Origin of the sequence: Sphingobacterium sp. LZ7M1 (assembly GCF_024296865.1) — a bacterium.
Classification (GTDB): Bacteria; Bacteroidota; Bacteroidia; order Sphingobacteriales; family Sphingobacteriaceae; genus Sphingobacterium.
Window position 1 is genome coordinate 403754 of sequence record NZ_CP101134.1, and the last position, 12680, is coordinate 416433.

General features: G+C 38.7%; 8 protein-coding genes. 5 read left to right on the forward strand and 3 right to left on the reverse strand.

Annotated elements, in window-relative coordinates:
• Window positions 1-3315, reverse strand: a complete 3315-nt coding sequence (locus NMK93_RS01765; protein WP_214649436.1) for a SusC/RagA family TonB-linked outer membrane protein — start codon at window positions 3313-3315, stop codon at window positions 1-3.
• Between the two features lie 19 nt (window positions 3316-3334).
• Entirely contained in the window at window positions 3335-4516 is a 1182-nt protein-coding gene (locus tag NMK93_RS01770) for an ROK family transcriptional regulator (protein ID WP_185215886.1), read from the reverse strand.
• 216 nt (window positions 4517-4732) lie between these two features.
• Here NMK93_RS01770 and NMK93_RS01775 point away from each other — a divergent pair, with 216 nt between their 5' ends.
• The 5 genes from NMK93_RS01775 to NMK93_RS01795 all read left to right on the forward strand — a co-directional run bounded on the left by NMK93_RS01775 (window position 4733) and on the right by NMK93_RS01795 (window position 12263).
• On the forward strand, window positions 4733-5944 hold the full coding sequence (locus NMK93_RS01775; RefSeq protein ID WP_254526551.1) for an acyltransferase family protein: 1212 nt from the start codon (window positions 4733-4735) through the stop codon (window positions 5942-5944).
• Between the two features lie 121 nt (window positions 5945-6065).
• A complete protein-coding gene (gene rpsO / locus NMK93_RS01780) occupies window positions 6066-6344 on the forward strand; it encodes a 30S ribosomal protein S15 (RefSeq protein ID WP_093100604.1) in 279 nt (92 codons plus the stop codon).
• Window positions 6345-6568: 224 nt separating this feature from the next.
• Entirely contained in the window at window positions 6569-8731 is a 2163-nt protein-coding gene (gene pnp / locus NMK93_RS01785) for a polyribonucleotide nucleotidyltransferase (protein WP_185211322.1), read from the forward strand.
• A 141-nt stretch (window positions 8732-8872) separates the two neighbouring features.
• Complete coding sequence (locus NMK93_RS01790) at window positions 8873-11212, forward strand: glycoside hydrolase N-terminal domain-containing protein (protein WP_254526550.1); 2340 nt, start codon at window positions 8873-8875, stop codon at window positions 11210-11212.
• A 160-nt stretch (window positions 11213-11372) separates the two neighbouring features.
• On the forward strand, window positions 11373-12263 hold the full coding sequence (locus tag NMK93_RS01795; RefSeq protein ID WP_254526549.1) for a hypothetical protein: 891 nt from the start codon (window positions 11373-11375) through the stop codon (window positions 12261-12263).
• 45 nt (window positions 12264-12308) lie between these two features.
• Here the strand turns inward: NMK93_RS01795 and NMK93_RS01800 are convergent, their stop codons facing one another.
• Window positions 12309-12635: a DUF493 domain-containing protein gene (locus tag NMK93_RS01800; RefSeq protein WP_093100599.1), complete on the reverse strand. Its 327-nt coding sequence runs from the start codon at window positions 12633-12635 to the stop codon at window positions 12309-12311.
• Window positions 12636-12680 lie beyond the last annotated feature (45 nt).

Sequence of the window (12680 nt, forward strand, 5' to 3'; positions counted from 1 at the left end):
TTAGAAGCTTGCACGTAACATGAAACCATAAGTTCTAGTTGCAGGAGAAGTACCCGCATTAGTAACGTTGTTTACCCAATAAGAACCACCTGTCATTTGTTCAGGATCTAAATCTTTCATTGATCTATAAATGAAGAATAGGTTTCTTGCAAATGCAGAGATCTGAAGGTTTTTAGCTCTTAAGCTTTTTGCTACAGAAGCAGGTAATCTATAACCCAAAGAAAGTTCTCTTAATTTGATGTAATTGTTTTTCTGAACATACAAACCGTAGTTTGAGTTAGAGTATTGAGGACCTCCCCAGTTGTAGGTTTGAGCGTAGTAGAATGCTTGAGAAATGATATTGGTATTTGGAGAACCATCTGCTAAAACGCCGTCCATTACCATACCATCGTGGAATACTTTTTCACCAGCAGGGCCAGCGTTTCCAGTTGTTGCAATACCTTTACCATCTTTGATATAGTAGCTTAGACCACCGTGCTCAGCATCCATTGCTGTAAGGGTTTCTTCCAATAGACCACGAGATTTCATCCAGTTGATACCAGTAGGCATGGCATGTCCGCCCCAACGGAAGTCGATCAATGCATCTAAAGTGATGTTTTTGTAAGTAAAAGTATTGATGAAACCACCTGTTACTTTTGGCATTGCATTACCCGCTTTAACCCACTCATCTGGATCTAATTGATAAAGACCATTATCATTAACAATCTTTTTACCACTTGCATCATACACATAAGGGTGTACCATGATGTCACCCATAGATTGACCTACGTTAGCAACTAATCTTGCTGCAGAACCATCGTAATCTGCTAACATTAATTGGGAAGCACCACCAGGAAGAGCTTCTACCTTATTGCGGTTGAAGGCAAAGTTTAAGATAGAGTTCCATTTGAAGTTATCATTTGAAATAGGAGCTCCGTTTAATGCAAATTCGTAACCTGTGTTTCTCAATGTACCTACGTTTGCTAGGATTGAGTTAGAACCTGTAGAATAAGGAAGGGTATAGTTTAAGATCTGGTCAACGATTTTACCGTTATAATAGGTAATGTCTAAACCTAATTTGTTATTGAACAATCTTGTTTCTAAACCGATTTCCAATTCGTGTTTGTTTTCAGGTTTGATTTTTTCATTACCGAAAGAAGAAGTTGGGATCTGGGTATACAATACTGATGCATCCGTTCCTTGATTACCCAAAGTAGCTTGGGAATAACTTAAGGCACTTAAATAGATATCAGGGTATTTACCCACGATACCATATGAACCTCTTAATTTAGCATAATTGAAGAATTCAGGCATTTGGAATGCTTCATTTAAGATAATACTGGTGTTTACGGAAGGGTAGTATAAAACGTTGTTATCAGGGTGCATTTGAGAAATTTGCTCTCTTCTTAATGTACCTTCTACAAACCAGAAATCTTTAAAGTTAAAGTTGATGGTTCCGAAAGTAGCATCACGTAAAGAGTTCAATTTTGTTGAGTTACCTCTTGAAATATTGTTAGACGCACTGATATCATACCAATTTCTAACAGATAATCCACCGTCGGTATTTGCTGATAAATTCGTAGTATTCAATTTAGTAGCTGTATAACCAAGCATTGCACCTAATTTTACATCTTCGGTGATTTGCTTGCTGTATGAAGCCAATAAGTCGGTGTAGTAAATATTTGCAGTCGTATTATTAGATGCATAGTATCCAGACTGTCCGAATGCTACCGGAATTTCGTTTGGTTGTTTATCATCTGTTTTTAAGTTCGTCATATCTGCAGAGAATCTACCGCGGATAGAGAAGTCTTGTGTTACTTGCCAAGTGTTGGTAAATGATCCGATCACCCTGTTTGAGTATTCATCATATTGTCTAGCCAAGTTATTCCACATGAAGTCTAATACGTCAGCTTTGTAGCCATTGTGTCTTAGGTTTTCTCCAGGTGTCAAACTTTGGTTAGAACCAGTTACATATTTATAGCCAAGGCTAGTGCTGTATCTGTCCAAATACCACTCTGGGTTATCGAAGGTCGAGATCATACCTGTAAAGTTGTTTACAAGACGGTCTGTCAAGAATGGTCTGTTGTGGGTATGTTGATTAACATAGTTTACTACGATATCTGTGGTCAATTTATCCCAGAATTTCATAGTTGAATTGATACTAGCGATGTTCTTCTTGTTGTATGAAGAAAGTGCGGTCATTTCGTTGTCTTGTCTAGTCAACGAGAACCTTGTGTTTGCTTTATCACTTGTATGCGATAGGGCTAAGTTGAAGATGGTATTATTTGGGTTGTTGAATAGTTTGCCATATGAATTTTGCGCTACATAAGGTCTAACTTTACCATCCCAAGAAACAACAGGTTGGCCGTCGAATTTAGGACCAAAGTTAATTGTTGCCCCTAAAAGACCTCTTTTTACACCATCAACTGCTAGATCATCACCATAATAGAAGAACATGTCTTCGCCTTGGCCTGCATCAGCATATTGAGTTGTATAACCAGGACCTCTCACATCTTGAAAGCGAGGTAAGTAGGCAATTTGGTCATGGGTATATGTTGCATTAAAGTCGATTGCAACGCCTTCTCCACCTTTACCAGATTTAGTCGTCACCATAACTACCCCATTTAATGCTTCGGAACCATATAATGCGGCTGCAGAAGCACCTTTAAGCACAGTGATGGATTCGATATCTTCAGGGTTTAGGTCTTCTAATCCGTTACCTCTTGCTCTTTGGTCACCCCAGTAATTAGAGTTATTGAAGGTAGTAGTTCTCATTGGAACACCATCAATAATAATTAATGGCTGAGAGTTACCGGTGATCGAGTTGACCCCACGGATATTGATGTTAATACCAGAAGTAGCACCACCTGGAGCTGCAGAAATACGAACACCTGGCGCTTTACCATATAATGCACCTGCAAAGTTAGGTGATCCTGTTTTGGTCAATTCTTTTGCTTCTACGGTACTCATAGCATAACCTAATTCCTTAGGTGCTCTTTTGATACCCATGGCAGTTACCACGACTTCATCTATGTTACCAGCATCTTCCTGCATGGTTACATTTAAGGTGGAAGAAGTAACATTCACTTCTTGTGTTTGATAGCCTACGCTGGTGAAGCGTAGTTTTTGGCCATTATTGGCTTCGATGGAGTAGTTTCCATCCATGTTGGATTGAGCTGCTTTGTTTGTTCCAACAACAGACACACTCACTCCTGGAAGACCTGCTCCATTAGGATCTGTTACTCTCCCCGTAACAGTTTGTTGTGCAAATAACGAAGATAAGCTGAAAAGCATAACTAAGGTTATACTGCAACATTTTGAGTAAAAATTGCTCATTTGTTGATGTTTTAAGTAATTAGTCTATTAATTGTGTTTTATAGATGTTTTTGTCTGCGTTCAAGATGCAGATGCATGTTGAACCCAATAATTGTATGTTTTCTGTGTTAGAGAATTCAATTTTTGTGTTTTGTGATAATCTTTTGATACTAAACTCCAATACTGCGCTTTGAATTTTAGGCAACAGTACATCCTTGGCTTTTGCACCACGTCCAGATATCAACACCAATTCAGGGTTGATGATATGGATTAGGGTTGCTATACCTTTTCCTAACATATATCCAATTTTATTGACCGCTTCCATGGCGAGTTGATCTCCATGTATGGCAGCAGTTAAAAGTTGGTCACCAGTCAGGTATTTTTGTTGTTTGAAAACAGCTTGTAGCGAGGATGCCTCGCCGGATTTTAGAGAGTTAGATGCAGATTCTACGGCAGCCAATAGGGAAGCATCAACTTCTAGGCAGCCTTTTTTACCACAAGAACAAAGTTTGTTTGAGTCAGAAAGAGGGATGTGACTGAACTCACCTGCAAATCCAGAATGTCCACGGTAGAGTTCGTTGTCCAGGATCATTCCTAGTCCAACACCCCAATTGAGGTTGACCACCATGACATCTTCAATGGATTTTGCAGATCCAAATTTATGTTCTGCAATTGCAATTGCGGAAGAGTCATTTTCCACAAAAGTCGGCAAATTAAATTCTTTTTGAATGTTAGTTTTCAGGTCGTAGAACGGGGAATTGCTACTATAAGAATTGTTTTTGCCAGTTTTGCTATCTACAAATCCAGGAATGGTTACACCGATTCCATAAATTTGATAAGCGTCGGTTTGTTTGATTGTGTTTTTAGTCAGTGCAATAATTTTTTCATAAGCATCGTCCTCTCTTAGGTCGATCACTTCAGTGTTTATTGCAGTTTTATATTGGTTTTTAAAGTCAACAACGACTACTGAAGTATAGAATTGGTCAATAGCAATGGATAGAATTAAAGGGAGATGTTTTTCGTTTGGTACAAATTGAGCAGCACGTCTACCGCCTGTGGAAGGGGCTAGGCCGTCTTGTTCGATCAGGTTTAGTTGCAATAATTTATTTACGGCATTGGTAATATTGGGCACACTTTTCCCAATCGACGCACTAAGTTCTGCAATCGATTGCGGATTGGAAAAATATAACCGCTTTAGTATTGATAATTTAAGGCTATCCAAAGTTAAAATTGATTATTTAATACTTTCGTAAAGTTATGATAAAAAGAAATTAACAAACAAATACTTTTTAAAAAAATTAATAAGTGTTGTCATATTTATCGGAAAATATAGCAAAGTAGCGATGTTTTATGCGTTTTTATGCCTGTTTGGCTAATTAAAAGTATTTGCATTGCATTTTTATGTGGGTTTAATTGTAACTTCGGGAGAATATAAATTATGAAACAGCGCTATTATTCATTAGATGTCTTTAGGGGAGCGACAGTTGCCTTAATGATTTTGGTTAACAACCCGGGGACCTGGTCGCATATGTTTGCTCCATTAAAGCATGCGCCTTGGCATGGTTGTACCCCTACGGATTTGGTTTTTCCTTTTTTTCTATTTGCAGTAGGAAATGCGATGTCATTTGTGATCCCGAGATTACAGGAGGCTGGCGATGGCATATTTTGGAAGAAAGTGATCAAGCGGACGATATTGATCTTTTTGATTGGATTGGGATTGAACTGGTTTCCATTTGTCCATTGGTCTGATGGGGTTCTACAATTTAGGGAATGGGTAAATAGCAGTAATCCTGAACAGGGAGTTCGGATTTTAGGAGTACTGCAGCGAATTGCCATTGCTTATTTCTTTGCCTCAATTTTGGCTTATTATTTTAAACCTAGAACTTTAATATTTATATCAGCGGCGATCCTTTTAGGTTATTGGGGATTATGCGCCTTTTTGGGAACAGGAGATCCTTATTCATTAGAAGGATGGTTTGGTACTGCGATAGACAAGCAAATTCTTGGGGTGGCCCATATGTACAAAGGAGAGGGTGTGCCATTTGATCCAGAAGGATTAATGAGTGCTATGCCCGCTGTTGTTCAGGTGGTATTCGGTTATTTAGCTGGAGTGTTTATCAAAAAGCAGGGTCAAGTAGATTGGTTATGGACAAAGGTACCACAGACCAATGAACCACATTTTAAGCTGTTGTCTGGGATGTTTGTAACCGGGTTTATTCTATTGGTCTTGGCATGGACCTGGTCATTAGGATTTCCAATCAATAAAAAGATCTGGACAAGTTCATATGTTTTATATACCACTGGCCTAGGAATTCTGACAATTGGAACCATGATCTGGTATATAGAAGTGCAGGGAGTTAAGAATTGGTTGACACGATTCTTTGATGTGTTTGGGAAAAATCCACTTTTTATCTTTGTTTTAAGTGGGCTGTTGCCGAAGACCTTGGGTTTAATCCGTATTCCGATGGGAGTGAACGACCTTGGCGAGACTACATTCGGTAGTCCATTAACCTGGTTCTATAAAAATGTATGTGCACAGATTCCAGGAATACCCGAAATCGGTTCGTTTGCCTATTCATTATGTTTTCTGGTCGTTATGTGGGCAATTTGTTACTGGTTAGATCAAAAGAAAATCTACATTAAAGTATAATTCTAAGTTACTGAGCAATAGAAGCATCAATAAAAGAACAATAAATTTTTTGTTTCGGTAAGAAGATGTTAACTTTGCACGCAATTAATAAAATTTTTAACGCTTTAATATTATTCACGAAATGTATTTAAGTAAAGAGTACAAAGCTGATATCTTCCAAGAATTTGCAGGAGCAGCTGAAAACACAGGTTCTGCAGAAGGACAAGTAGCTTTATTTACAAAAAGAATTGCTCACTTAACTGGGCACTTGAAATCAAACAGAAAAGATTTTAACACACAACGTTCCCTACAAAAATTAGTAGGTAAGCGTCGTTCATTATTAGCTTATTTGTACAAAAAGGATATCGAAAGATACCGTGCTATCATCAAAGCATTAGGCTTACGTGATATCATCAAATAAGCAATCTGTAAAGAGCTTTTAAAAGGGACCCTGAATATTCAGGGTCCCTTTTTTTATTTTGAATTAATAAAATTGCACCACGCTTATAATGAATGGGCTGAGATTCTAAAATTTTGGCCGTTGATGACTCGGCAATGAATTTTTAATTACCTTTGTGCGATTAAAAAGGTCAATATTAATTTGGTGCATGTAAAATGACGCAAATGCATCACAAAGAAAAAACAATGAGTTATAACGAAAAGAAAGTAACAATTGAGATGGGTGGCGGACTAGCTCCCATTGAATTGTCGACTGGTAAGTTAGCTAAACAGGCTGATGGATCAGTAGTTTTGAAACAAGGAGCAACGATGTTGCTAGCGACCGTGGTGTCGTCAAAAGAACCTAAAGCAGGTGCTGATTTTCTCCCATTATCAGTAGACTACCAAGAGAAATATGCGGCTACAGGTCGTATTCCAGGAGGATTTTTACGTCGTGAGGCAAGACTTTCAGATTATGAGGTTTTGATTTCACGTTTAATCGATAGGGCTTTACGTCCATTGTTCCCAGAAACTTACCATGCTGATACGCAGGTTATGGTAAGCTTAATTTCTGCGGACAAAGAAATTATGCCAGATGCATTGGCAGGTTTAGCAGCATCAGCAGCTATTGCTGTATCTGATATTCCATTTAATGGACCTATTTCAGAGGTTCGTGTTGCGAAGATTGAAGGAGAGTTGGTGATCAACCCGACTGTTTCAGCATTGGAGAAAGCATCTTTGGAATTTATTGTTGCGGGTTCTGCACAAGACATCGTGATGGTAGAAGGAGAAGCGAAAGAAATTTCGGAAACTGAAATGGTAGAAGCTATTGCTTTTGCTCATGAAGCTATCAAAAAACAAGTTGCTGGACAGATTGAATTGGCAAATTTAGTAGGATCACAAGAAAAACGTGATTTCAACCATGAGCCTTCTAATCCAGAATTGAAAGATGCAATCTATGCAGCTACTTATGAGAAAGTTTATGAAGTTGCTAAATCAAAATCTAGCAAGCATGAACGTACAGAGAAGTTCGCAGAGATTGGTCAATCATTCTTTGAAACTATGGGTGATGAAATCGATGAGGATACAGAATTCTTGATGAAGAAGTATTACCACGATGTTCAATATGACGCAGTTCGTAATCTTGTATTAGATGAAGGAATTCGTTTAGATGGTCGTGATGTTCGTACTGTACGTCCTATCTGGACAGAGGTAGATTATTTGCCAGCTGCTCACGGATCAGCGGTATTTACACGTGGTGAAACACAATCATTGACTTCAGTGACATTGGGCGCTAAAGATGATGAGCAAATGATCGATGGAGCTTTCTTCCATGGGTATAATAAATTCATCTTACACTATAATTTCCCAGGATTTTCAACTGGCGAGGTAAGACCAAATAGAGGTCCAGGTCGTCGTGAAGTTGGACACGGGAACTTAGCGATGCGTTCATTGAAACAAGTTCTTCCTACAGAAGACAATCCTTATACTATCCGTGTTGTTTCTGATATCTTAGAATCAAATGGTTCATCATCAATGGCAACCGTATGTGCTGGTACATTAGCATTAATGGATGCCGGTGTTAAGATTGCTGCTCCAGTTTCAGGAATTGCAATGGGATTGATCACTGATGAGAAAACAGGTAAATATGCGATCCTTTCGGATATCTTAGGTGATGAAGATCACTTAGGCGATATGGACTTTAAAGTTACAGGTACTGAAAAAGGTATTGTAGGATGTCAGATGGACCTTAAGATCAATGGTCTTAAATGGGAAGTTTTGACTCAGGCATTAGATCAAGCGAAAGAAGCTCGTCTACATATCTTGGGTGAAATGGCTAAGACTATTTCTGCTCCACGTGAGGACTACAAACCACATGCTCCACGTATCATCCAAATCTTAATCGATAAGGAATTTATCGGTGCTGTAATTGGACCAGGTGGTAAAATTATCCAAGAAATGCAACGTGAGACTGGTGCCACTATTTCAATTGAAGAAGTTGACAATAAAGGTGTGGTTCAAATCTTTGCTGACAATAAAGAAGCCATCGATGCTGCATTGGCAAGAATCAAAGCGATTGTTGCTAAACCAGAAATTGGTGAAATCTACGAAGGTAAAGTGAAATCAATCATGCCATTTGGTGCATTCGTTGAAATCATGCCAGGTAAAGACGGATTATTACATATTTCTGAAATTGACTGGAAACGTCTTGAGACTATGGACGGTGTATTCAAAGAAGGTGATATGGTGACTGTAAAACTTTTGGATGTGGACAAACAAGGAAAAATGAAGCTTTCTCGTAAAGTTTTGTTGCCTCGTCCTCCAAGAGAAGATAAGCCAAAACAAGAAAATAAGCCGCAAGGCGAATAATATAGGAAAAGAGAGCAATGCAAGTTGCTCTCTTTCTTTTTTGATATACGGCCAGAAGCGAAAAGACATTAGACTTGAAACTTACAACAAGTCCAATGTCTTTTGTTTTTTAGTCTTAGGTCAAAATTGTAAATTCATGAAATGAAAAACCTACTAAACCTAATCCTTTTATTATTTCCTTGTTTTCTGATCGGTCAGGAGTCTGATCTAAAGTTATGGTATCAACAACCAGCTGTCAAGTGGACAGAAGCATTGCCATTGGGTAATGGTCGTCTTGGGGCGATGGTTCATGGTCGATATGATCATGAGCTGTTCCAGATGAATGAGGAGAGCCTATGGGCAGGAAGCCCAATCAATAACAATAACCCAGAATCTGCCTCGCACTTGAAGGAAATCCAAGATGCCATATTTAGAAATCAATTCGATTTGGCTAAGGAGTTGGCAACAAAATATATGGTTGGCACTCCTGCTAGGATCCGATCCTATCAGCCTTTGGGAAATGTAAGAGTGGAATACGATTGGGGGAAAGATAAGGTAGAGGAATATTCAAGAGTCCTTAATCTAAATGAAGGAGTTCATCGCACAGCATTTACAATCCATTCTAATAAAATAACACAAACTTCCTATATCCCTTCTGTTGGGGATGCATTGTTTCTGAAATGGGAGTCAAGAGCAGCAATTTCGTTTACTGTAAAGCTTGATAGAAGTCGAGATGTGAATGAATATGGGACATGGAAGAATGGAGCCTATTATACTGGACAGATTCAAGATTCAGTCAAAAAGGATGCTGGACCTGCCGGATCACATATGCAATTTGCAGCTGGACTTATGGTCAAGAGTATCGAAGGGGAATATGAAGTGTTCAGTGATGATACGGGGTCAGGCATTCGATTTAAAGATGTAAAAAAGCTTGAATTGGTCTATACCGGAATCACGGATTATGAATTGGAGGAACTTAGCTTTACAGGAGAAAAGAACCTGAAATCAATAATTCAATCTAAATTGAACCATATTCAGGCTGATCAGACGCAAGACTACTATCGAAGTCATGTTCATGAGCATCGTTCCATGTTTGAAAGAGTTAAAGTAGCTATAAATTCATCTGGGGAGTCAAATTTCCCTACAGACCAAAGGTTGAAGGCTTTTTCGGGAGGGCAGGAAGATTTTGGCTTACCGGTACTATTTTATCAATATGGTAGATATCTTTTGATGTCTTCAAGTCGTTCACCCGGCCGATTGCCTGCCAATTTGCAAGGTATTTGGAACCAGGAATATGAAGCACCCTGGAACTCTGATTTTCATACCAATATCAATCTGCAAATGAACTATTGGCCTGCGGAATCAGGCGATTTAGGAGAAACTAGTGTGATATTGGCGAATTTCATGAAAGAATTAATGAAACCGGGAGAAAGAACAGCAAAGGAAATGTATGCCGCCCGAGGTTGGACGATCCACCACTTGACTGACCCATTTGGAAGAACAGGGGTGGCTGATGGCGTATGGGGAGTCTCGCCGATGGCTGGTCCATGGATGACATTCCCGGTTTATCGTCATTTTGCTTTCAGTCAAGATAGGACATACCTGAAGAATGTGGCTTATCCTATTCTTAGAGGTTCCTTGTTATGGGTTTTAGATTTCTTGATCAAGTCACCTGAGGGGTATTTAGTGACGAATCCTTCTCACTCTCCTGAAAATGAGTTTAAGACCATGGTTGATGGCAAAGAAGTCAGGTCTCAATTATCTTATATGAGTACCATAGATATAGAAATCATTTTGGAGCTGTTTGATAATTTCGAAGAGGCTGCCAAATTATTGAAGGAGGACAAAGAACTGCTGGCACGGATTAAAGAAGTGAGGAAGCAATTGCCTCCAATCCGAGTTGGGAAAAATGGCGGAATCCAGGAGTGGATCCATGATTATGATGAAGTGGAGCCTGGACATAGGCATATGTCGCATTTGTTGGGTTTATATCCCGGGAATTCCATTAACCCTAATGACCCTAAATTATTTGAGGCTGCCAAGAAAACGATTGAAAACAGACTTACCTCAGGAGGTGGGCATACTGGTTGGAGTAAAGCATGGATTGTCAATTTTTATGCCCGATTATATGATGGAGAACAAGCTAATAAACATTTAAAGGAACTGATCGGGAAAACCTGCCTTCCTAATTTGTTCAGTACCCATCCACCGTTCCAGATTGACGGGAATTTTGGTGGTGCGGCTGGCTTTGCTGAAATGCTAGTTCAATCCCAAAATGGTGAAATTCATCTTTTGCCAGCAGTTCCTGTTTCTTGGAAGTCTGGTTCGGTAGATGGGATAAAAACTAGGGGAGACAAAAAAGTTAGTTTTAAATGGGAAAATAATAGGATTATTTCTTTAACTGTACAAGCAAAAGCTGCAGAAAAGATTAAAGTTCGTTTTGGGAAAGTGGTTAAGGAATTTAAAGTGAAGGAAGGGTTGAATACCTTGACTTTAAATTGATTTGATGATTTATGTTTAAACAGCTTATGATTTAATCCCTCATTAGAATAAATTGTTCACTCAATCTGCACTGGGATTTACTCATTATTGATAATTTAAGTTTGCATTAACAAGTAGTTTAGGTCATCCAATAATATATGATGATTTTAAACAAAAGATTATGAAAACTAAATTATTAATGATTTTACTGGCCTTCATTATTTTCGGGGCAGGTTCATGTAAGAAGGGTGATCAGGGTGAAATGGGTCCTGAAGGAGCAAAAGGAGATAAGGGCGACAAAGGTGTAACTGGAGCAAAAGGAGCTGATGGATCTATGATTTACAGTGGTACTGCAGTTCCAGCTACGAGTTTGGGAAAGAATGGTGATTTTTATTTTAGAACAACGACTGGAGACTTATATGGGCCTAAGGCTAGCTCAGGTTGGGGAAGTCCTACGAAGTTGAAAGGTGCTGATGGCAAGAACGGAACTAATGGAACTAATGGGAGCGACGGGAAAAATGGTTCTCAATTTCTTTCAGGTACTACAATTCCCGCGGTAACATTGGGTGCTGTAGGCGATTTTTATTTTAACACGGCTCAAATGGTTTTATATGGCCCAAAGACAAGTACTGGATGGGGAGTTGGAACAAATTTAAAAGCCAATGTTAAGATTATGTATTCAGGTTGGAGAAATGTGGTCCGCATGGTGGATACAGCATTTGACAATACAAGGGTTAGGGCTGCTCATATTTATGAACCACAATTAACCAAAGAGGTTTTAGCAAATTCTGCTATTTTGGTTTACTTGGATTATGGTCAAGGTGCTTACCCACTGCCATATACAAGTTATGCGATAAATAGGATGTCGACCATTACATTTCACCCCAAATTGAGGGAATTGGTAATTATGAGGATGGCTTATGATGGTGGGCCAACAATTTCCATGAGCAGCTACATACTATATCGATATGTTATTATTCCAGGTAATTTTTATATTTCTATGAAAAAAAGAGGGGTTAATCTGAAAGACCCTGTCGCTGTTGAAAGAGCTATCCAAGAGTTGAAAGAATAGAAAAAGGGTGTCAATTTGACACCCTCTTCTGTTTTAGTATTTTACTTATAACATCATTACACCAGGGATTTCCCCCACTTTTTTGTAATAGTTGATTACTTCGTCGGCATTGTTTACATAGTTTTCGATTGAAATCGAAGTGTATTTTCCTCCTGATGATTTTTTCTCTGAAAACTTAGCTGAGGCATGAGTGAACAATCCTTTAACCTTTTCAGCTTGGTCAGAATCCGATTTTACGATGAATTTGAAAGTATAGATGGTCGGAAACTGTTCTACCTCAATCAATTTATCTTTAAAGTTTTTGTAAAAGTCTTGATTGTTGCTGTCGTCTTGTATGTCCTTGATGTTAATATTGTTGTTTAATTCTTCCATTTTTTCTTCTCCTTTCCCTTAAGTAACAATAAGTGTACCCAAGGC

Bases quoted from the DNA above. Each gene is read 5' to 3' on its own strand.
- NMK93_RS01765 (WP_214649436.1), bottom strand. From the start codon at position 3,315: ATGAGCAATTTTTACTCAAAATGTTGCAGTATAACCTTAGTTATGCTT.
- rpsO (WP_093100604.1), top strand. From the start codon at position 6,066: ATGTATTTAAGTAAAGAGTACAAAGCTGATATCTTCCAAGAATTTGCA.
- pnp (WP_185211322.1), top strand. From the start codon at position 6,569: ATGAGTTATAACGAAAAGAAAGTAACAATTGAGATGGGTGGCGGACTA.
- NMK93_RS01800 (WP_093100599.1), bottom strand. From the start codon at position 12,635: ATGGAAGAATTAAACAACAATATTAACATCAAGGACATACAAGACGAC.
- NMK93_RS01795 (WP_254526549.1), top strand. From the start codon at position 11,373: ATGAAAACTAAATTATTAATGATTTTACTGGCCTTCATTATTTTCGGG.
- NMK93_RS01775 (WP_254526551.1), top strand. From the start codon at position 4,733: ATGAAACAGCGCTATTATTCATTAGATGTCTTTAGGGGAGCGACAGTT.
- NMK93_RS01790 (WP_254526550.1), top strand. From the start codon at position 8,873: ATGAAAAACCTACTAAACCTAATCCTTTTATTATTTCCTTGTTTTCTG.